This window comes from Sphingobium bisphenolivorans (assembly GCF_000412635.1).
Taxonomy (GTDB): Bacteria; Pseudomonadota; Alphaproteobacteria; order Sphingomonadales; family Sphingomonadaceae; genus Sphingobium; species Sphingobium bisphenolivorans.
In genome coordinates, this window is the sequence record NZ_ASTG01000020.1 from 50,586 (window position 1) to 71,804 (window position 21,219).

20 protein-coding genes and 1 tRNA gene are annotated in these 21,219 nt (G+C 63.7%); 2 read left to right on the forward strand and 19 right to left on the reverse strand.

Going from position 1 to position 21,219, the window contains the following annotated elements:
- Positions 1-264 precede the first annotated feature (264 nt).
- The gene (locus tag L858_RS0114955) at positions 265-1,458 is read left to right on the forward strand and encodes a glycoside hydrolase family 16 protein (protein ID WP_022683968.1); all 1,194 of its coding nucleotides are present in this window, start codon (positions 265-267) and stop codon (positions 1,456-1,458) included.
- Here L858_RS0114955 and L858_RS0114960 read toward each other — a convergent pair.
- From L858_RS0114960 to L858_RS0115040, 17 genes are all read right to left on the reverse strand, one after another.
- On the reverse strand, positions 1,443-2,363 hold the full coding sequence (locus L858_RS0114960) for a glycosyltransferase family 2 protein (protein ID WP_022683969.1): 921 nt from the start codon (positions 2,361-2,363) through the stop codon (positions 1,443-1,445). The two genes, L858_RS0114955 and L858_RS0114960, sit on opposite strands and share 16 nt — an antisense overlap.
- On the reverse strand, positions 2,363-3,448 hold the full coding sequence (locus L858_RS0114965) for an acyltransferase family protein (protein WP_022683970.1): 1,086 nt from the start codon (positions 3,446-3,448) through the stop codon (positions 2,363-2,365). Before L858_RS0114965 ends, L858_RS0114960 begins: the two co-directional genes overlap by 1 nt.
- On the reverse strand, positions 3,445-4,575 hold the full coding sequence (locus L858_RS0114970; protein WP_022683971.1) for an endo-1,4-beta-xylanase: 1,131 nt from the start codon (positions 4,573-4,575) through the stop codon (positions 3,445-3,447). The genes L858_RS0114965 and L858_RS0114970 overlap by 4 nt, the downstream gene beginning before the upstream one ends.
- A complete protein-coding gene (locus L858_RS0114975; RefSeq protein ID WP_022683972.1) occupies positions 4,572-5,540 on the reverse strand; it encodes a glycosyltransferase family 2 protein in 969 nt (322 codons plus the stop codon). The genes L858_RS0114970 and L858_RS0114975 overlap by 4 nt, the downstream gene beginning before the upstream one ends.
- Positions 5,540-6,499 (reverse strand): glycosyltransferase family 2 protein, encoded by a 960-nt coding sequence (locus tag L858_RS0114980; protein WP_022683973.1) that lies wholly within the window; start codon positions 6,497-6,499, stop codon positions 5,540-5,542. Before L858_RS0114980 ends, L858_RS0114975 begins: the two co-directional genes overlap by 1 nt.
- The gene (locus L858_RS0114985) at positions 6,496-7,425 is read right to left on the reverse strand and encodes a glycosyltransferase family 2 protein (RefSeq protein WP_022683974.1); all 930 of its coding nucleotides are present in this window, start codon (positions 7,423-7,425) and stop codon (positions 6,496-6,498) included. Before L858_RS0114985 ends, L858_RS0114980 begins: the two co-directional genes overlap by 4 nt.
- Positions 7,418-8,821, reverse strand: coding sequence for an O-antigen ligase family protein (locus L858_RS0114990; RefSeq protein WP_028056180.1), 1,404 nt, complete (start codon positions 8,819-8,821; stop codon positions 7,418-7,420). The genes L858_RS0114985 and L858_RS0114990 overlap by 8 nt, the downstream gene beginning before the upstream one ends.
- A complete protein-coding gene (locus L858_RS0114995; RefSeq protein ID WP_022683976.1) occupies positions 8,782-10,065 on the reverse strand; it encodes a polysaccharide biosynthesis protein in 1,284 nt (427 codons plus the stop codon). Before L858_RS0114995 ends, L858_RS0114990 begins: the two co-directional genes overlap by 40 nt.
- Positions 10,058-10,870, reverse strand: a complete 813-nt coding sequence (locus L858_RS0115000) for a WecB/TagA/CpsF family glycosyltransferase (protein WP_022683977.1) — start codon at positions 10,868-10,870, stop codon at positions 10,058-10,060. Before L858_RS0115000 ends, L858_RS0114995 begins: the two co-directional genes overlap by 8 nt.
- Entirely contained in the window at positions 10,867-11,772 is a 906-nt protein-coding gene (locus L858_RS0115005; protein ID WP_022683978.1) for a capsular polysaccharide biosynthesis protein, read from the reverse strand. Before L858_RS0115005 ends, L858_RS0115000 begins: the two co-directional genes overlap by 4 nt.
- Positions 11,769-13,127, reverse strand: coding sequence for a GNVR domain-containing protein (locus L858_RS0115010; RefSeq protein ID WP_022683979.1), 1,359 nt, complete (start codon positions 13,125-13,127; stop codon positions 11,769-11,771). Before L858_RS0115010 ends, L858_RS0115005 begins: the two co-directional genes overlap by 4 nt.
- Positions 13,124-14,539 (reverse strand): ATP-binding protein, encoded by a 1,416-nt coding sequence (locus L858_RS0115015; protein ID WP_022683980.1) that lies wholly within the window; start codon positions 14,537-14,539, stop codon positions 13,124-13,126. Before L858_RS0115015 ends, L858_RS0115010 begins: the two co-directional genes overlap by 4 nt.
- Entirely contained in the window at positions 14,536-15,366 is an 831-nt protein-coding gene (locus L858_RS0115020; protein ID WP_028056181.1) for a polysaccharide biosynthesis/export family protein, read from the reverse strand. The genes L858_RS0115015 and L858_RS0115020 overlap by 4 nt, the downstream gene beginning before the upstream one ends.
- A 26-nt stretch (positions 15,367-15,392) precedes the next feature.
- Positions 15,393-16,541: a hypothetical protein gene (locus L858_RS0115025; RefSeq protein WP_051132660.1), complete on the reverse strand. Its 1,149-nt coding sequence runs from the start codon at positions 16,539-16,541 to the stop codon at positions 15,393-15,395.
- A gap of 300 nt (positions 16,542-16,841) precedes the next feature.
- Entirely contained in the window at positions 16,842-17,120 is a 279-nt protein-coding gene (locus tag L858_RS20250) for a hypothetical protein (RefSeq protein WP_152639846.1), read from the reverse strand.
- A 173-nt stretch (positions 17,121-17,293) separates the two neighbouring features.
- On the reverse strand, positions 17,294-18,685 hold the full coding sequence (locus L858_RS22305; RefSeq protein ID WP_022683984.1) for a sugar transferase: 1,392 nt from the start codon (positions 18,683-18,685) through the stop codon (positions 17,294-17,296).
- Positions 18,686-18,964: 279 nt separating this feature from the next.
- Positions 18,965-19,192, reverse strand: coding sequence for a hypothetical protein (locus L858_RS0115040; RefSeq protein WP_022683985.1), 228 nt, complete (start codon positions 19,190-19,192; stop codon positions 18,965-18,967).
- A gap of 135 nt (positions 19,193-19,327) precedes the next feature.
- On the opposite strand from L858_RS0115040, the gene L858_RS0115045 reads away from it, so the two are divergent.
- Positions 19,328-19,798: an Lrp/AsnC family transcriptional regulator gene (locus L858_RS0115045; RefSeq protein WP_022683986.1), complete on the forward strand. Its 471-nt coding sequence runs from the start codon at positions 19,328-19,330 to the stop codon at positions 19,796-19,798.
- 103 nt (positions 19,799-19,901) lie between these two features.
- Here L858_RS0115045 and L858_RS0115050 read toward each other — a convergent pair.
- Together L858_RS0115050 and rodA are read right to left on the reverse strand one after the other, a co-directional pair.
- A tRNA-Lys gene (locus L858_RS0115050) sits at positions 19,902-19,977 on the reverse strand.
- Positions 19,978-20,102: 125 nt separating this feature from the next.
- Positions 20,103-21,218 (reverse strand): rod shape-determining protein RodA, encoded by a 1,116-nt coding sequence (gene rodA / locus L858_RS0115055; protein ID WP_022683987.1) that lies wholly within the window; start codon positions 21,216-21,218, stop codon positions 20,103-20,105.
- Position 21,219 lies beyond the last annotated feature (1 nt).

Below are 21,219 nucleotides of genomic sequence, written 5' to 3' on the forward strand. Positions count from 1 at the left end.
GACCGGAAGTATTTGTTAACCTTCCTAGCGGACCCTTAAGGGGTTAATAAGCTCAGGGGTTGCAACATGTCTGCCAGAATGACTGGCTCCGTATTCGGAGCCGGACTATCCTTGTTATGTGTCTTTGCGGCGGGAGCTGCGACACTATTGTCCGGAACCACTGGAACGAACCTTTCGACATCTGGTTCCACAACTTTATCGACGACCAGCGATTTAGGCACTCCGACGTCAACCGCCAGCGCCACCGCGAGCGCAAGCCCGGCAATGACGACGTCCAGTTTCTCTGCGTTCGACTTCGCCGACGGCACGAAGTTGCCGGAGAAGGCGACCCTGTCGCTGGGCAATGCGACATTCAGGCCCGGTTCCTCCGTCGCTTATGTGCCGGTCACGCTGGATCGCCCCACACCCAACACGGTGATCGCGCGGGTGACCACGGTGAACGGTTCCGGAGCGCTGCGCGCCCTGTCGGGATATCAGTATAAGACCGTAGAGCAGGTGGTGATCTTCCGTCCCGGCGATCCGCTGGTGCAGACGGTTGCCGTCCCGATCATCGGCGCGAGCGAAGGGCAGCAATTTCAGCTAAAGCTGCGGGAAGCGCCGTGGGGCGGCCTGCAGGGCCAGGCGGTCGCGACGGTCACCGCGACCAGCTATGCTGCGGCGACGGACCAATCGACGGGGACGTTCCGTGAGCCGCGCAAGTTCGCGGCTGCGGGAACATTGCAGTTCGAACTCGCCAAGGACACGCATCGGCGCTCGCCCGATGGCGGATGGAACCGCTGGGCGACCTCACTTTCCCATGGGCGCACGCAGGTCGCGAATGGCGAAACCGGGCTGTATCTCGATTCCACGCTGTTCTCAGGGACCGAGGGACCGATTTATTGGGGAACGCAGGGCCTGGTGCTGCACTCGCAGAAGCTGAAGACGCCGATCTATTATGAGGGGCAAAACTGGTATTATGGTGCCGCGGTGCTGGATGGGCGCAACTATCTCGACACCCAGATCGGCTACGGCCAATATGAGTGGGAAGCGAAGATGCCGAGCCGGCGCGGCTCATGGCCTGCAATGTGGCTGATCTCCACCAGTGGGTGGCCGCCCGAAATCGATATTTATGAAGGCTTCGGCTATCAGAGCTATTGGGATTTCGATCGCCATGTAGGCCAGACGATCCATGTCGGCACCGGCGGCACCCGCTATGACGCGCGCGGCGTGGTGATCCAGACGCAGCAAGCTTACGGCCTGTCAGGCTATGCGCAGGACTTCCATCGCTTTGCCGTCGATATCCAGCGCGATTACATCACCTGGTTCGTGGACGGGGTGGAGACATATCAGTCGGTCAACCCGTTCAACGGCCATCGCTGGTACCCGATCATGGACGTGGCGGTGAAGACCAGCGGCGCCTACAACGACGGGTCGGGCGACATGATCATCCGTTCGTTCAGGATCTACAGCGCGCCATAATGGCTTTGGGCGCCTCCTGCGAGCGCATAGAGGCGCCCCCAACTCTTGATCCACTGGCCGGCGATATCGACCCTGCGCGCGCCGGGCAGGAGCATGGCGGCGAGGCCCACCGTCCGCAGGCCGAGGATCGCGAGCGAGCGGGCCAGCAGCCGGGCCGAGCCGATGCAGCCCGGCAGCGCCTTGCGCCGGGCCATCGTTTCCGTGCAGCCGATGCGCCACATGCGGCGCAGCACCCAGGACAGGCGAGCACGTTCCGGGGTAACCCACTCGCTGACCCGCGCGTCGGGCGACCAGCCGAAACGCGCGCCCGCTTCATACAGCCGGGCGAGGAAATCGAGATCCTCGCCGCCGCTGCGGTTGAAGCGGGGGTCGAACCAGGGCACGCCAAGCCGCTCAAGCGCGCGCCGCGTGACCAGCAGATTGTTGCTCGCCCAGAGCATTCCGGTGGAGCCCCATGGGCGCTGTTCCGGGCGGAACACCAATGTCTCACGCGCCCAGCGAGGGGGCGAGCCGATGAAGCAGCTATCGACCGGCCCGGCCACCACATCGGCGCCGACCTGCGCCTGGCAGATCAACAGCGCGTCCAGCCAACCGGGCTGCGGCCATTCATCATCGTCGATCATCGCGAGGAAGCGCATGGCGGGATCGCCAAGGGCCGTTTCGGTGATGGCATTGCGAACGGCGCAAAGGCCGGGATTGGGCACGGTGAGGAGGGTGACGGGAAGGCGGTAGCCTTCCGCCTGCATGGCGCGCACCACTGCCGCGCCTTCCTGCGCCACGGGATCATTGTCGGCAACCAGCAGCATGACATCGTGGCGGTCGGCCATGGCGGGCAATGTCTCCAGCAGGTGGCGCAGTTGCTTCGGCCGGCGGAAGGTGGGGACACCGATCCAGATCGCGGGCATCAGGCGGTCGCTCCCACTGAAGGCTTGCGATGCCGGCGACCGCGCTGGAGCCATTTGATGAACTGATGCCCTCGCACTTCGACAAGGGCGTAGCTCGCCCAGCAGAGCAGCCAGGTCGCGACCAGCATCGCAGCGACGAACGCCCAGTCGAAGCCGGCGAAGCCGTGGCGGTGCGCCATGCTCATCATCCGGGCCATGATGTCGCGCACCAGCGGGTGCCAGAGATAGATGGAATAGCTGATGAGGCCGAGGTGGAAGCTGAGCGGATTGGCCATCACCGCGCGCGCCGCCGCACCGTTATAGTAGCAGCTCAACACCAGTGCGGGCATGAGGCAGACGACGAGAAGATCGGCCTTTCCGGGAAGCAGCAGGGCAAGGGCGATGAGCGCGCAGATGGCCGCGAAGGCACCGCCGCGGTCGATCAGCGCCTTGACCCGCGGCATTTCGGCGCAGCGAAAGGTCAGGACGCCGAGCGAGAAGCCCGCAAGGCAGCGCAGCAGGGTCAGTATCGTGTCGCTGTCATTGACGTCGAGCGGGCCGCTGGAGCCCCTTCCCGACGTGGCGACCAAAGCAAGGAGGGCGACGGCTATTGCGCCTTGCGCCCATGCCCAGCGGGAAAAGGCGATCATCGCGATAAGGGGGTAGATGAGATAGGCGGCCACTTCGGTGCTGACCGACCAGCTGTTGCCGGCGATCGGCTCCGTGCCCCAGCCCCAGCTCTGCACCATGGCGATGTTGGTGAGCAGATTGGCGGGATTGAGATCGATCGACTGGTTGCCCGACACGTTGAGCAGGATGCGCGCCATGAAGACGAGCGTCACGATGAGGTGCAGCGGCCATACGCGCGCCATCCGGTTGATCAGGAAATCGACATAGGTCGAGCGGCTCAGATGATTTACCACCCGGTCGTGATAGCCGAACGATATGACGAAGCCGCTGAGGATGAAGAACAGATCGACCGCCAGATAGGCGCGCGAGAAAAGCGGTATGGCAAAGGCGGCGAACGCCTCATTATGCGGGATGTGATAGAGCAGGACGGACACCGCCGCCACGCCGCGCAGGCCGGTAAGGGACGATATCCTCATGCGCCGCGCCTCCTGAAGGCGGGGGCGGCATCGAAAGCGGCGGCGATGGCATCCCATAGCGGCTTGCGGCGCATGTGGCCGTCAAGCGGCAGGCCGCGCGAGAGCTGGCCGTCGGGCCACTTATAATCCTTGAAGGTGGAAAGCCAGCTGTAGCGGTCCGACAGTCCCCAGCAGACCACGGAGCGCATCCCCGGATTGTCGAGCGCCACGTCAAGGAAGGCGCGGGCCACCGAGGCGATCTCGCGGTCGCGCTTGTCCGGATTGGGTGGGCCGCCGCGATCGGCAATGTCGAATTCGGTGATCGAGAGCGCAAGGCCATAGCCGCGAAGCTGCTCGAGGAAGCGGGCGAAGACCCGTTCGCTGAACCCTTCCTTATAGGGTTTCAGATGCCCCTGTATGCCGACGGCATCGACCGGCACCTGCTGCGCCATCAAGCGGTCGAGCAGCTTGAGCATAGCGGTGCGGCGACGTTCGCAACGTGGCGAGTCATGTTCCAGTCCAAAGTCCGTCAGGAACAGTGTTGCGCGGGGATCGACCGCGCGCGCGCGGTGGAAGGCGAGGGGGATATAGTCCTCACCCATAGCCTGCATCCACATGCTCTTCGCGCGCATACCGTCGGCTCGGCCCTCATTAGGCTCGATCGCCTCGTTTACCACATCCCATTCCGTGATGCGTCCGGCGTAGCGACGCATGGCCACATCGATATAGCTCGTCATCAGCTTTTCCCGCGCGGCAGGCCTCGCTGCCTGTAGCGCGGGCTCCAGCCAGGGAGGTTGGGCGGCATACCAGACCAGCGCGTGCCCCCGGGCGCGCATCTTGTGCTGCTGCGCGAAGCCGATGATCTGGTCGGCGCCGCTGAAATCATATTTGCCGGGCTTGGGCTCGGTGGTCCCGCGCTTCAGCTCATATTCCTGCACGACCATGTCGCATTCGCGCGCGACTGCGGCAGTCATGGCAGGGTCTTGGCGGAGCTGCCGCGACTTGATCGCCGCGCCGAAATAGCGGCCGGAGCGGCGTGCCCGGGCGGCAAGCCCTTCGGTTCCGCTGACCTGCGCGGAGGTTGGCGTGATGATCGGCGAGCAGCCCGCAAGGGCGGCCGCTCCGGCCAGGAACTCCCGCCGCCTCACAGCCGCTGCCCCTTGCCGGCAAGGATATGGGAGAAATCGATCCAGCGATCCGAGATACGGCGGTAGACGGGGTCCGGCATGACGATCTGAAGCAGCACGGTCGCCGCCAGTCGGGGACCGAAAGCGCCACGGCACACCGCGCCCAGATAATAGCGCATCGCCTGCCGCCGGCTGACCGGCCAGATGCTTTTCGCGGCGTGCCAGCCCATATAGGCGGAAAAGGCGCGAGGCGAGATATGCGGCCGCAGGTCCTTCAGCCAGCCAAGGCTGCCGACGCTGCCGCGCACCTGCGACAGACGGTCGTCCGACTGTCGGTCGGCCCAGATGGTGCCGGGGCGATCGGTCATGAGGAAGCGTGCGCCGGCCAGCGACAGGCGCATGGCGAAGTCGGTATCATCGCCGAAGCGCACATCCTCCCGATAACGGACCTTGTCCGCCAATGACCGGCCGAGTGCCAGACTGCTGGTCTGGATGAAGCCCCGGTCGCACATCAGATATCGGTCCATCGTCTCGCCCGACGCGATCGCGCGCGGCGGTTTGAGGAAATTGCGGCCCTCGCCCCTGTCCGCGAGCACCTGACCATAGGCGACCACATCGTCGCTCTGCTCCAGCAGCGGAAGCAGGTCGGCCAGATGATGCGGCAGGAAGCGGTCGTCGCAATCGAGGAAGGCGATATAGCGCCCGCGCGCATGATCGATCCCTTTGTTGCGCGCGGCGGCTGCACCGCGATTTTCCTGGACGATGACGATCAGGCGGGGATCATCGATTGCGCCCAAGGCGATTTCCGTGCCGTCGGTCGATCCATCGACCACGACGATCACCTCTATAATGGCGATTGTCTGCTCAAGCGCCGACAGCACGGCGGCAACCACTGCGTCGCGCCGCTGATAAGTCGGTATGATTACGGAGAAAAGCGGCACGGCGGCCGCTGCCTTCAGGCTGGATGGAGGGTGCCATGCCGTCATCACGAACCGGCTCCGCTATGCGCCGTGCTCGCCTTGCCGAAGCGCAGGACGAAGCCGTTGACCAGCGAGCGGTAGAGGGGCTTGGGCAGATAGGAGCGCAGCAGCTGACGGGCGATCACCTTGGGCGGCACACCGCCTGCCACCATGCCGACCGCCAGATCCTTGATCGCGGCTACAGGTTTGATCGGCGCCATATGATAGGCGAGCACTGTCGCCCGGTAGCCGCGGCGCGCGCGGTTGGTCAGCATGTGGCCGCATCGGTCGAGCCAGTCGAGCGAGGTTTCATAGCCCCTGACATAGGAAGTCCGGCCCGCCTCCGTCGCGTCGAGCCAGATGGTGAGCGGCTGATCGATCATGCGAAACCGCGCCCCGGCCCCCTGCAGCCGGACGCAGAAGTCGAGGTCCTGCCCCTTCTTCAGCGCGGGATCGAACAGCACCTGCTGCGCCATCGCGGTCGGCACGACCATGGTGCTGGTCTGCATGAACTGGTTGGCGCAAAAGAGATATTCGCCGACATCCTCATTCTCGCGGATGCCCCGGTCCGGCCTGATCCAGTAGCGATCGACGCCGCGGTCGACCTTCATCCGTGAATAGAGGACCGTGCTGCCATCGTCTCCCGCCAGAGCGCCTGCCATGATGGAAAGCTTGCCCGGAAGGAACAGGTCATCGGAATCGAGGAAGGCGATATAGCAACCCTTGGAGGCCAGTATCCCCCGGTTGCGGGCCGCGCCGCCGCCGGCATTGTCCTGCCGGATATAGCGGACGCGCGGGTCGCCAATCGCGGCGATCACCGGCTCCGGATCGTCGCGCGATCCGTCATCGATGACGACGATCTCGAAATCCTGCCAGTCCTGCGCCAGCACGGAACGGATGGTGTCGACGACGATGCTGGCCCGATTGTAGAGCGGGATCACGACCGAGAAAAAGGGTCGCGGATTGCGCGGGGCAGCATTGCTCATGCGCCATGCACCTTTCGATATTCTTCATAGTGAAAGCCGGCGAGGCCAGCGATCTTGCCTGCCGCGCGGTAGAGCTTGCCGAGCCGCTCCACCCGCTTGCCGCGATCGAACGTAGCGAGCGCGCCGAGCGAGCCGACGACAAATCCTCCGGCGATACGGTGCGCTTCGCCAGCCAAGGCGCGCAGGCGCCCCTTATGGAAGCGCTCGACCATCATGTCGGTCATGCCGACGCGATAGCCGCGCATCAGCAGCCATTTGGTGGTCACCCGGCTGGCGGGGATAAGCTCAGTGACGACCGCCTCCTCCGACCAGGCGAAGCGGAAGCCCTTGCGCTCCATGCGGGTGAAGAGCTGTTTGTCCGACCCGCCGGTCAGCGCCATGCGGTCGTCGAACGGCTGTGCGCCCATGGTGCGGAGCGCGTTCGCGGTGATGAGCACGTTGGCGGTGCTGTCGATCAGTGCGACAGGCCCGGAGCGGCCGCGCTGCTTTGGCTGGAGCAGGGGATGGCGCGCAGCCCAGGGGGCGATGACGCTGTCCATCTCCCGCAGCACTGCGCCGCCGACCACGTCCGCGCCATAGCGCGCGGCTGTGTCGATCATCGCGTCGATCCAGCCCGGTGAGGCGGCTTCGTCATCGTCGAGCATGGCGACGTGCGTGGTGTCCGGACGCGCCACCGCTGCTGCAACGAGAGCATTGCGGACCAGCGGAATGCCGCGTTCCGCGACCAGCAGCGCCTTTATCGGCCAGCGATAACCCGCCGAGGCGATCTGCTCGACCGTCGCGACGCCTTCCTGTCGGATCGCGTCATTGTCGGCCACCAGTATTTCAAGGCTGTGGTGCGTGTCCTGCGCGGTGATGGACTCCAGCGTGCGCCGCAATCCCTGGGGCCGGTTGCACGTGGCGATGCAGACGATGATTTTAGCCATTCACAATCTCCGTCCGGGAAAGATGCCGCCGGCCCCATTGCGGGCGCGGCTTTGCCTTGAAGCTGGCGTGCGCGGTCGCGACCGCCGCGAGGAAGATCACCCAGACCTGGCGATCCTTGTCGAAAAAGCTGGTTTCAAGGAGGTTCTGGTACATGACGAACACCCAAATCGCGAAGGCCGGCACCATCAGCGCCTGGTTCTCGCGAGTGGAGCCGGTCAGGAACCAGTAGGCGGGCAGGGCGAGGAAGCTGATCAGCAGCATGACGAGGCCGAGCGGCCCGGTGGTCACCCAGATCTCCAGATAGCCGTCATGTGAGTGAGCGGTCAGCATCTGAAACTGCTGATTGAGATAGTCATGCGCGGGGCTGTTCGCGCCGACCTGCCAGAAGCCGCCAAAGCCTGCGCCGAGATAGGGGTGGTCGGCGAGATAATCGAAGGCCACGCGCCAGATCGAGACACGGCCGGTGAAAGAAGTGGGGTCGGCGAACAGCCGCTCTACCGTCGGCTGATAGGCGATGTAGAGGCCGAGGAAGCCGACCATGCCGAAGCCCAGCATCAGCAGCAATATCGCGCGCTTCTGCGTGTTGTCGCTGAGCGCGCGATAGATGTTGCTGATGGCCAGCATGCCGATGCATAGCGCGAGCGACGTCTTGCTCTTCGTCCCGACCACGAAGACGAAGGCCATGGCCGCGAAAAGCGCATAATACCATTTGCGCCTGTCGATCCAGCTGTTGCCGCAGACGATGAAGGTCAGCGCCATGACCGCGCCGGCGATATTCTTGTGGAAGAAGAAGCCGCGCCATGCGCCGATTAGGGCCTTGTCGCTCTCGGTCGAGGGATGGACCGCCGCGGGGGTGAGCGGCAGCGATATCCAGCAGATGATGAGCGAGAGGATCAGCGCGGCCCGCAACGCGTCGAACAATCGCTGCGGCCCCATCAGGGAGAGGGCGCAGAATGTGATGTAGATCACGATCAGCTGCTGCATCGCCCGCTTGAAGGACACGAAGGGATCGACGCCCCAGCTGCAGGTGATGAAGAACCAGACCAGCATGATCGCCAGCGGCCAGAAGGTGAACTTATATTGCAGCGGATGCTTGCGGATCATCTGCACGCCGGTCAGCAGCAGCGCGAAGCCGATGAACAGCGCCTGCTTGAACAGGTCGGAGCCGTCATTTTCCTGCGCCATCGCGACCAGCTCGTCCTGCGTGCGGGAGGCGAAAGGCTGCTGACCGATGAAGACCATCATCAGGAAGACGAAATAGAAGACTTGCGTGACCCAGAGCATGCGGCTGCTTTGGGTGCGGGTCTGTTCGGCCGGGGCCGCGAAACCGCCGCGATGCCAGCTGGTCGCCATCGTCAATGCGCCTCCCGCCGCCACTTGCGGTCCAGCTGCCAGATGCCGAGCATCATGACGAGCTGCGACAGCACGACGCCGCCGATCGAGAAGACGGGGGCGGTGCCCAGCACCAGCAGCGTGACTGCGGCAAGGCCGACGACGCAGCTGCGCATGCTCTGCGCCGCGAGCGGACGGAAGGCCTTGCGCGCTTGCGTCATGACGCTCATCGGCGTCTGGATGCACTGGACGAGAGAGAGGAGCGCGCAGAGGGCGCCCGCGATCATGACCAATTGGTGGTCGAGCGCGGGCTTCAGGATCAGCCCTGGAAAGGCGTAGAGCGCGATTGCAGCGACGGCGCAGGTCGCAAGCCACAGCATCACAAGCGCCGCCATGAAGACGCGTTCAGACTTGATCGCGGCATCATGATCGCCCTTCGCTACGGCACGGGTCATGCGCGGTCGCTCCAACTGGGTGAGCGCAGTGATGCAGACATTGACCGGGCGGAAGAAAAGCATGCCGACAGCGATCGGCGCGAAGGCCGTCGGCCCGGCGAGCAGCGTCACGATATAGCTGTGCGAATTGGAGGTCGCCTCGGTCGAGAGCACGCCGACCAGAGTCCAGGCAGACTGCTCCTTCCATACCGGGCGATAGCGGGCGAGCGCTTTGGTCGGCGCCATGGCGAGATGCTGTCGAACATAGGCTGCGCCAAAGGGGAGCAGGCCGATGAGGCTGGCCGCCACCAGCATGGAGCCGATGGTAGGCAGGTCAGCGCCCGTCTTCATCGCGACCAGCAGGCCAGCGAGGATCGTCCCGGCATAGGCAAGGTCGGAGCGCGCTGCTCGAGCAGGTGCATGATGCGCATAGGCATTGGAGCGCCCGAACCAGCGGATGAGCGACAGCGTGCCGGCCAACCCGAAGATCAGTGCCGCCGCTGGAGAAGCCGTCGCCCATGCAATGACGGCGCACAGCAGCCCCTGGCTCGCTGCCAGCAGCAGGTTGACAGGGAAGAAGAAGTCGACGCCTCTCGCGTCGGCATCGTCGCCCTGATTGACGGCGATCGTATAGGGTGTCGACACCAGCGCGTTGGACAGGCTGTAGCCGAACTGCATGATCACCAGCAGAAAGGCCAAGGTGCCGATCGCCGCCGTCTCCAGATGATGGATAGAGAAAAGCTGCACCAGCAAATGGCTGACGGACACGATCGCCGACGATAGGCTCGCCAGGCCGAAGCGGCCGAACAGGCTGCCGAGCCGCTGGACGGGGCCAGTCGTCGGACGATCGGTCACCGCCTGCGCTTCAGCCACGGCGATGCTTCCAGATCAGCCAGAGCGCGTGCGGGTTGGTAGTGATGTAGCGCCAGGCGAGTTCCTTGGGCCGCGTCGCCATGCGGTGCAGCCATTCGAAACCCGACTTCTGCATCCAGAGCGGCGCGCGCGGATAATCGCCGGTGATATAGTTGAAGAGGCCGCCGCAGGTGACGATCCAGCCGGCCCTGATCCGGTGCCGGTTGCGCACGCAGAAGGCCTGCTCGCGCGGCTTGCCCGTGCCGACCCACAGGACGTCGGGCTGCGCGGCGTTGATCGCGTCGATGACGGCGTCTTCTTCCTCCGCTTTCCAGAAGCCGTTGCGCCGTCCGGCGAGTTGCAGCCCCGGCGCCAAGGAAAGGATTTCCTGCGCGCAGGCAGCGTTCACCTTCTCCTCGGCCCCCAGCAGATAATAGCTGACTTGCGCCTGCGCGGCGGGCTTCAGGCTGTCGATGAACATGTCGGTGGTGCTTGACCGGTCGGCGATCTGCGGCCCGCCGAACCAGCGCGATGCCAGCACCACGATCTGGCCGTCGGCGTGGATCAGGTCGGCCTGTGCCAAACTGGCACGGAAATCCGGATCGGTGGCGTTCATAGAAAGGCCTTGGCCGTTGCAGTCGAAGACCAGCAGCGGTTGTTCGCCGAGGCTTCGCCGCAACGGTGCCTCGATCAGCATCTTGGCGATCAGCGCGTCCAGCGAGAGAGTGGAGACGGGAATGCCGCCGATATTCGCCACCGCCTCCTCATGACCGAGGCCGGGGGAGGGTAGCGGTTGCGGGCGCGGCAGCGCGGTTTCAGCGCTCATGCGATGACCGTGCCGGCGATCGGCACGCCATGGCGGTCGAGATCATCGATGATGCGGCGCATGTCGGCGATGGCCGTATCCCCGCGCCGGGCGACCAGCACCACCGCGTCGAATCCTGCAAGGATACTGCCATAGGGTGTCTGGTCGCCCTTGCGCTCGGCAAGGTAGAAGAGCATCGACGTGTCGCGCAGCCCCCATCCGCTCGCCGTGTCGGCCAGCGGTCCGCGAGAGATGAGGCTGGTCGCGCTGCCCGAAGCCCGACCCGCGGTCATGAGCCACAGACCCTCGACCGCCGTCTTCGCTGCGGGAAGCAGCGCCGCGCTGCCCGTCAGCTGCTCGGCAAGCCCTGCCTTGTTGGCGATGCGGAACAGTCGGTCGAGCGAGGGGCGGCCCATGTCGACGTCGATCAGCATCGTCTGCCCGTCCATCTGCGCCAGCACGACGGCGAGGTTCGCCGCCATGATCGCCGCTTCGTCACCGGCCTCGACGGAGAGCACCGCCAGCCGCAGCGATGCCGGATCGGCATCCCTGGCGACGCCTTTCATCTTGGCTCGGATCGTGCGCATCTTGGCGGCGTAGGGATTGGCCGGGTCAAAGGCCGCGACCACCAACGGATCGATCCGCTCGTCACCCTCCGGCAGCAGGGCAAAGCCGCCCTGCAAGGCTGCCAGCAGCCCCGCCTCATCGGCATTCAGCAGGCCGAGATCGACGGCGGCATCGTGCAGCGCAAAACCTTGCGAGCGGGCATGCGCCTCCACCCGATGCACGTCCGTTTCGGCGAGAAAGCCATGCTCCACCGCCAGCCGGGCGAAGCTCTGGGAATCCCGTGCGCGGGGTCGCAGCGTCGTGGTGCTGCCGGGTGTCAGTTGAGGCGGTGCGCCTGCTGTCGAACGCAGTCTCATGCGGCCTCCTGTAGCTTGAAGGACCCAGTGCCACGGGTAGGCACCGGCATCAGTTCGGTGATGACGTCCACCTCGGTCGCGCGGGCGACACCGGCTGCCGAGCGGACGCGGGGATGGACGATCTCCATGAGGATGACGGCCGCGACACCGCCGACCAGACCCAGGGCAACGCCTGCGATCAGCCAGAGCATGATGTTCGGCTTGGCCGGCATCAGCGGAACCGCCGCCTCATCGAGCGGGCTTGCGTTGGGTTGGGAGATTTGGCTCTTGAGCGCGGCCTCGTTGAAGCGTTGGCGCACCGTATCATAGGTCTGCCGCGCCGCATCGACATCGCGCTGGAGCACCATCAGTTGATCCTGCACGTCGGACATGCGGATCATGCGATCTTCCTGGCCCGCCATGTTGGAAGTGAGAGCGCCTTCACGCCGGCTCGCCGCGACGCTGTTCGCGCTGACGGCGGCCGCCTGGCTCGATCGTGCGCCCGCCAGCTTGGCCTCAAGCTCCGACAATTGTGCCGCCGCAGCCGCCATGGTCGGGTGATTGGGACCCAGCGTTTTTTGCAGTTCGGACACCTTCGCCGACTGCGCCGCGACCTGCTCCTGCAAATTCTGGACGATCAGCGATCCCTCGATGTCGGACACGCTGCCCGCATTGGCCTTTGACCGGGCAGCCGCCGCTTCGGCCTGTGCCTGCGTCAGCTGATAGGACATGTTCTTCAGCTTCTCGGCCTCAAGGTCCATGCGGTTGATGCCGATGATGTCGTGCGCGCGCTGAAAGTCGGACAGCTTCTTCTGCGCCATTTCGTAACGGCGGCGCACTTCCTGTGTCTGCTCGTCGAACCATTTGGCCGAGCCGCGCGCGGGGGAGGCGCGCAGTTCCACCTGTTCGCGCATGTAGATCTTGGCGATAAGGTTCGCGACCTTGGCCGCAACCTGGGGGTCGGCGTCCATATATTGGATCTGAAGCATATTGCTCTGCCGTCCGGTGGTTACCGTCATGTTCTTCGACACCAGCGCCGCGGCCGATTGCAGCCGTGCGTCCGCAGGCATCTCGGCCGGCATGGCATCGACGATACCTGCTTCTTTCGCGACCGCGTTCATCACCTTGCCGCTGCGGATGATATCGGTCTGGGTGCCAAGGATGGCGTCGGCGTCAGGCTTTGCGCCCGGCGCTGCGTTCGTGTCGGTCGGATCGGTCTGCGACAGGTCCAGCAGCAGCGATGCCGTCCCCTGATATTGCCGGGGCTGTAGAAAGGCGACAATCGCGATGATCAGGAACAATATGCCCCCGATCAGCGCAGCGGTGCGCCAGCGCGCCTGAAGCGCCGCCAGCAGGTCCATCGGGTTCATGGTCATAGCCCGTCCACTCCCTTGAGCAGCGCGCGCATTTCCTCAGCCGGCGTCTGGACGGGCGGCGCGGCGGGCACCGGCTGCTTCGCCATCAGCAACAGGAATTGCGGCGCCAGCGTATCCTCGAACATCCAGAGCTCACCGTTCGGCGTTGCGACCAGCGCGGGAGCGAGGCGGGTCATGGCGTCGCGCGCCTGCGCCTCATTGATCGAGCCGCCGCCCAGCACCTCGTGGCCAAGCTTCACGAGCCGCTCATAGGAGATGGCCGACATTTGCGACGCCACCACGGCGGCGAGCGCGATCATGCGGCGGCTGGAGCCCGCTTCCCACAGGATGCGCTGGAACAGGGCGTGGGTGGCGGTGCTCATGTCGCTCCAGTCGTGCAGTGCGGAGACGAGTCCTTCCTCGACATCGCCCAGGGTCATGCGGTCCCGCAGGCCGACTTCGGTGACAAGCGCCGAAGACATGCCGAACAGACGGGCATGATAGGGCGAACCCATGGCCGCGCTCGCCAGCATGTCCAGCGCGTCCTCATCGATGGAAAGGCGTGCATTGGCGGCGCAGGCAAGCAGCAGACGCTCCAGCTCCGGCTTCGGAATAGCCGTTACCCGCTGAGACGCCAGGTGCCGGCGCAGCGAGGGATGGGCAGCGATCAGCCCGTCAATGTCGCTGGCGATGCCGACCAGCACGACCTGTACGGGCGAATGAATGTCGGTTAGCAGCTTCAGCAGTGTCGCGACTTCCTGCTTGGCGGTGTCGGACTGGACCCGGTCATATTCGTCGATGATCAGGATAGAGCGCTCACGCACTTCCTCGACCAGCAGGGCCGATAGGCGGGACACGTCCAGCGGCTCGCTCATCATCTTGCGCGCCCGCTCCTGCCCCGTACTGCTCATCGGCAGTTCGGTCAGGAATGGGCGAAAGAGGGAGTCGAAGTCCGCTTCCCCGTTCGCCGAAGCATAGAGGGCGACGCAGCCCGCTTCGTCCGCCAGATCGCCGAATACGCGCGCGAGCGAGGTCTTGCCTGATCCGCGCGTGCCGAAGATCACCGCATGCTTGCGCTGCACGACGATCGCCTCGACCAGCTTTTCCAGTTCGCTGTTGCGCCCGGCCAGGCCATGGCGGTCCGTCACCGGCATGGCGGTGTTGAAGGCGGCGTAGATGCTGTCGCGGCGCAGGCTGATTGGCTTGATCGGAGCGGTCATGGCGCTGATCGAGAGGGGACGAGGCTCGTCGGCCGGTCTTTCGGTCGGCGCGTCCTGCCGGAAACCGGGCAGCGCCGGCACGTCCAGATGCAGCGGCACGCTGTCGGGAATGGCGCGGTCGGCGCGCTTCTCCGCACTCCCCCGCGTCAGGTTGAGAACACGGTCGAGCAGACCGGTGCGTGGTGACATGAAGCCTTGATCGATGGCGGTCAAAACAGCTTCTCCCGGATGATGAGGACATCTTCAGGCTTCACCGGATCATCCAGATTGGCCTGTACTTCCTTCCCCTCCCGACGCACCTTTATGCGTTTGGTCGATCCCGCCAGTGTCGGCCCGCCCGCCAGAGCCAGCGCCTGGCGGAAGCTTTGCCCCGGCACATAGGAAAAGGCGCCCGGCTGCTGGACCTGGCCGTAGACGTAGATTTTCTCCGCCGGCGGCACGAACAATATGTCCCCCGCCTTCAACTGCCGGTTTGCGCCAGCCGCCATGTCGGTCAGCGAAATGCGCACTGGCGCGCCGCCTTCGGCCGGGGTCAGGATGACTGCGTTGGCGCCATCCTTGGTGGAACCGCCCGCCTTAGCCAGCATCGACGCCACCGTGTAACCCCGGTCGAGCGGATAATTCCCCGCCTGCGGGACGTTGCCGAGCACGGTCACATAGCGGCTGACATAGTTGCTGACCTCTACGCTGACCGACGGCTTGGTAAGATAGCCGCCACTGGCATAACCCGCTGCGATCTCCTGCGCGAGTTGCGCGGTGGTCTTTCCCTGTGCCGGGATCGCACCGACCAGCGCGAGCAGGACGGTGCCGTCCGCCTTGATCCGGGTTGTCGTCGACAGGTCCGGCTGGCCGAAGACGGAGATCTTCAACTCATCGTCCGGACCCAGCTGGTAGCCGGCGCTTGCCGCCTGCGGGGTAGGGGCTGTCGCGGTGGTGGCCGCGACGGGCGTCGTGCTGCCGGCCGTCTGGGCATTCGCCGCAAAGGGCGCTGCCAAGATCAGCAGCATCGAGCATGATGTCACGAGAGTTTCAGCTTTCACAGCCAGTGGCTCCCAAGTCTTGAGGATCAAAATCGCAGCGCCGCACCCAGCGTGACTTGCGTGCCGCTGTAGTTCGCGACGTCGGTGTCGGTTCTGCGGATGTAATGCTGAGCATCGAGCGTCAGATCGAAGCGGTCCGACAGCTTTCTCTTCAGGATTCCGCCGAACCGATGATTGCGATCGGCGCTGATGGCGAAGGGGCGGAGCGCTGCATCCTGGCGGAACTTCCGGCGCTCGAACTCGCCGTACAGACCCGCCGAGGTGAGTTCGGAAATGGCGAAATCGCCCTGCAGCCGGTAGCGAGTGTCGATCGCGAAGCCGCTCGCGATCAGGCTGTCGTTGATGATCGCGCGTTCCGTCTCCGCCGTCAGCTTGAGACGCGGCACGAAATTGCTCGACAGCCGCACATTCCAGCCGAGCCCGCTATAGCTGCCGACCGCCGTGGAATCGCTGCTGACGTCGAGCCAGCGCAGATCGGCGTCGATCTGCGTCAGCGGCGTAACGGACCGCTGGAAACGGAAGCCCCAGCTGTTGATGCGGTTTTCGATCCCCAGCGTGTCGCGCTTGCTGTTCACCCGTTCGTAGAAGGCGGTGACGGTGCCAAGGCTCGGCTTGTAATAGCCGATCCCGCCCAGGAAGCTGTCGCTTGTCTGGTCGGCATAGTCGAACTGATCGGCGTTGCGCGTGGTATCGCGGCTATAGCTTGCGACTGGGAAAATGCCCGGCCGCTCGCATGTGAAGTCAGCGCCGATAGTGGAGAATTTCTGCAGATTCTCAGTGGCGGTGTTGAGGTCGCCATAGTCGGCGCGCTGCTGGCGGTAGGCGGCGCGGGGCGTCACAAGACATGTCGCGCCGAAGCGGATATTCGCCTTGGCTTCCGTATCGAGCCGCAGCTTGCTGCGCTGGCCCTCGGAAATGAAGCGGTCGTATCCCACTTTGCCGCGCAGCAATATGTCGTGCCGCCCAAGCGGCTTGCCGAACGTCGCCTCCAGAGAGGGTGTGATGATCAGGTCAGCCGTGGGATCTTCAACTCGATCATCTACGCGATACACATTGTCATCGTAGAGCAGATCAAGCCCTGCCGTCAGGTGAAGTCCATAATTCTCCAGACGCTGTTGCTCAGTTTGGCGCTGATCTTCCTGAACCTGTGCGATCGCAGGAGCAGCCGCCACGATTGCAGCTCCACTGACCGTGGCTGTAGCGAATATATCCGACCATTTCGATGCATGTGCCGAGGACGCCAGAAGGCGCCCCGCCAAACGCGGAACATTATATATTTTCAAACTTACGACCCTTATTGCATTGCAGCAATCGAGGGCATGCTAGCCATGTTTCCGCAAAACACACTAGTCGCGGGAGCAGCTTATCGCGTCAAAGCAACGGCTCGTTTCATCGCAAACGGGGCGCGCCGAGGCCACCCTCGTCGCACCCTGCATCTGTTAATCTGGGAGAAAGCTAAGCCGCTCGAATCTGGATCAGACGAGGAGCCAGATAATCGCGGCAACGGTTCCTGCAAAGGCCAGAATGCCGGCCCATCGCGAGATGAACTGGACGCCGCTCTCGGCGCGCTCGGCTAAGGAGGGTTCTTGTACTCGCGCGGGCAACTCGACACGTGCATCTGCCGCGTTGGACACTGGAGAACGAACTACTGCAACTGCCCCGAATTCTTCCGCCACGTGGATATCCCCGCCGCCCGATTGCTGATGACGGTCATATCCGATTTTGCGGTTAACAAACAGTTGTAGCGAGCGCATCGCTAGCATCCGTTCGTCGCATCTAGGGATGCAGGACGGGAGTTTTGTTGATCCAGGATAGGATTTATTTGCGACGGGCTGCTTGTGCCGGCGGCTCGTCGCAAAAATCGGCAAGTGAAACGATTTTACCGGGAACTTTCTGCACCGTTCGGAGTTCGCGCTCGCCTGATTCGTTAATAGGCGTTCTTGTGCACCAGCACGTTCACTGTGCCGAACAGGATGGCGATGTCGCGCATCAGGCTCCACCCATGCAGATATTCGAGATCGGCTTCCACCCGGTTCAGTATGTCCCTGCGCGTCTCGGTGGCGCCTCGGAAGCCCCGGATTTGCGCCAAGCCCGTGATGCCGGGTTTCAGCGCATGCCGGTGCCAATATTGACGGTCCACCTGCCAGAAGAGCTGCTCCTCCGCTGTAGAGCCCAGCGCATGGGGACGCGGCCCCACCAGGCTCATTTCGCCTAGCAGCACATTGATGAGCTGGGGCAGTTCGTCGATGCTCGTCTTGCGGATGAAGGCACCCACGCGCGTGATACGGTTATCCGTTCGCTGCGTGGAGGTGGCACCGGCGGCGTCGCACTGCTCGACCCGCATGCTGCGAAACTTCAGGATATGGAACAGCATGTTGCCGCGGCCGATCCGCTCCTGACGGAAGAAGATGGGGCCGGGCGAGTCCAGCTTGATGGCGATCGCGACGGCCGCCATCAGGGGCGACAGGATAATCAGCACCGGAACGGTAAGGATGATGTCCAGCAGGCGCTTTTTAGCCCGATTGGCGAGGTTCAGCGGGCCCCGCGACACGACCAGCGTCGACACGCCGCGATAGGTCTGCACCGCGAGCGGCGCCATCGGATCGAGCTCGGGGACGATGATCTCGCCCAATATGTTGCCGCCCTTCAGCATCTGGGCCCAGTCCGCCTTCCGATCGGCGGGGCAGGAGATCACGACGCGGTCATAATTGCGCAGCAAAGTGCCCAGGCGGTGCAGCATATAGGGATCATCAAGGTCGGCCTTGAGCCCAATTGCCTGTGCGTCGACCATCACCATGCCGCTGACGTCCTCCGGCACAATGGCATCGTCGATGATCAGCAACTGCGCGAACAGGCTGTCGCCCAGGTTGCGCCGCACGGTCTGGACGATCATCAGCCGCTGCAGCGCGAGCAGCGTCCCGCTGCACAAAATGCCCGTCGATATCCCAAGGCGCGACATCTGCCCGGTTGCCTTCAACGAGAAGAGGACGAGCAGGAAGATGAGCAGCGTGCCCGCCAGCGCCATGCCGGCGTTGCGGCAAGATCGCGACATGCGAGTCAAGCAGGCGGGATTATAGGCCTGGTTGTGGAACGCCAGCACGCCATAAACGATCATGCCGCCCAACAGCGGCTGCCATACGCCTTCCCCGAGCCACGGCACGCCAGCGACGCGCAGCCCGACCGCAAATCCGGTGGCGAGCGCCGCCATGTCGGCAACCAGCATCAGCAGGCACAGCCAAAGCCTCGTATTCCGCTGGACGGCGGCCGATGCTGGCTGGCGACTGGGAACACCTTCGATCGCCAGATCAATTTTCGACATCTGCAACCCTTTTTATGTCATGACGTCAAACGGATCATCACCCGCCGGCGATGGGAAGGCATCAGACATCCACGCGTTATGATTATGTTGCGCAGCAGCAGGGCATAAATGATTTGGGCTGACAATCGGGCTGGGACATGCGGACCTGCTTTTCCGATGATCCGTTCGTCTCAGAAGACGCGCTGCCCGGATTTTACGATGACCCGAAGTTGCATATCGCTGCACTGCGGCGGGAGCACGCAGCAACACGGCAGCGATCAGCCGAATCGTCGGTCTGGATCAATATATTACAATCCAGCCGATCAGGATGAGAGTCGCGAGAAGCGCAAAGGGGCCGGCCCAGCGTGAGACAAGCTGCACGGCCCGTTCCGCCCGCTCATGCGAGAAGCGGTTGGACCAGCGGCTCGATGTGTGTGCCGGGTCCGGGGTGATCGGATCGTGCTGCGGCGCCACCGGCGCTGTTTCCCCGCCGCCGCTATCGCGTGGATGAGGAGAAAGGTCGATCATATGCTATCCCCGGCTGTTCAGATACGACCCTTAGAAAAAGAATAGCCGCCTCAGGCAAAAAGGGAAGCATTTTCCCCCTTTCCGGCCATCATCATCCCGCTTGGACAGAAGGAAAATCGGTTCTACTTTCCGCATATGAAGCAGGACCGCACAATCGACGCTATAGATCGGAAAATCATCACGGCGCTGCAGCAAGACGCGACGCTTAGCCATGCTCAACTCGCCGATCGCGTGGGCGCATCCAGCGCATCTTGCTGGCGGCGGATCAAGGCGCTGGAGAATGCCGGGATCTTCGCCGCCACCGTGCGCCTGGTTGATCCGGACAAGGTGGGGCGGGGCGTCAACGTTATGTGCAACATACGAATGCGAAGCCATGCCATGGAAGCGCGCAGCGCGTTCGAACAGTTCGTCAACAGCCGGCCTGAGATCGTCCAGTGCTTCTCGATGTCAGGGGAGTGGGATTATCTGCTGCGTGTCGTGGTGGCCGATGTCACGGACTATAACCGCTTCCTCATGATGGTGCTGCTTGGCCATCCTTCGGTCGCGGCGGCGGCTTCGCACTTCGCGCTGTCGATGACGAAATCAACAACCGCTCTTCCCGTGTGAACATGCGCCGGAAGAGAAGCGCTGACTGACAGACGACTGTAGCATCGCTCGTGAAATCGGGCGGACCGAAAGCCTGTCGATTTCGTGATGTAAGGGAGGGATTTGGTGGACGCACTAGGGCTCGAACCTAGGACCCGCTGATTAAGAGTCAGCTGCTCTACCAACTGAGCTATGCGTCCACACTATCCTTCGGCTCCGGCCCGCTTGGGGTGTCGCCGTGGCGTGGGCGGGCTGTTACCATCGTCATCCGGCTTTGCAAACATTAAATCGCTCGCGCAGCAAATTTTTTGAAAAAGCGCCAGTTTCAGCCCCAGTTGGAATGTCTTCCAACTCGCCGCCGGCCTGAACGTTCGATGGACATGATGATGCCGACGCACAGCATGACCGTCAGCATCGACGAACCGCCATAGGACATGAAGGGCAGGGGAATGCCCACAACTGGAGCAAGCCCCATCACCATCATCAGGTTGATGGCGACATAGAAGAAGATCGTCGTCGTGAGTCCCGCCGCCACCAGCCGGGCGAACTTGTCCGGCGTGCGGAGCGACACGCCGATGCCCCAGCGGAAGAGGAGCAGGAATGCACCGATGAGCAGCACGCCACCGAACAGACCCCATTCCTCGGCCATGGTGGCGAAGACGAAATCGGTGTGCCCTTCCGGCAGATAGTCGAGATGGCTCTGCGTGCCCTTCAGGAACCCCTTTCCGAATATCCCGCCCGATCCGATCGCGATCTTGGACTGACTGATATGATAACCGGCGCCGAGGGGATCACTCTCCGGATCTAGGAAGATGAGCACGCGGTTCCGCTGATATTCGTGCAGGAAGCTGAAGGCTATCGGGATGATCGCCGCCAATGTCAGGCCGGACCCGACGAACAGGCGCAGCGGCAGGCCGGCCAGGAACATGATGGTGACCCCGCCCGCCGCGATCATCGTCGCCGTGCCGAGGTCAGGCTGCACCAGCACCAGCGCCCATGGAACGCCGATCAGCACCAGCGCGGGCCAGATCGCGTTCCAGCGCCTGATCTCGCCGACCGGCAACAGGGCATAGAAGCGGGCTACGGCTAGCACGATGATCGGCTTCATGAACTCCGACGGCTGTAACTGCATGAAGCCGAGGTTGATCCAGCGCTGGCTGCCGCCTGCAACACCGCCGATCAGTTCGACGGCCAGCAGCGCGGCGAGTACGGCGCCATAGGCGGGAAAGGCGAACCGCGCGAACAGTTCCAGCGGGATGCGGCTGAGCCCCAGCGCCATGCCGGAGAAGATGACGAAGCGGACAGCCTGGTTGATGGCCCAGGGCGTGATGCTGCCGCCTGCCGCGCTATAGAGCACCAGCGTTCCGAAGAAGGCGATGCCGAGCAAGATGCCCAGCACGCGCCAGGGAAAATGCGTGAGAGGTTCTGGAACGATGCTCATG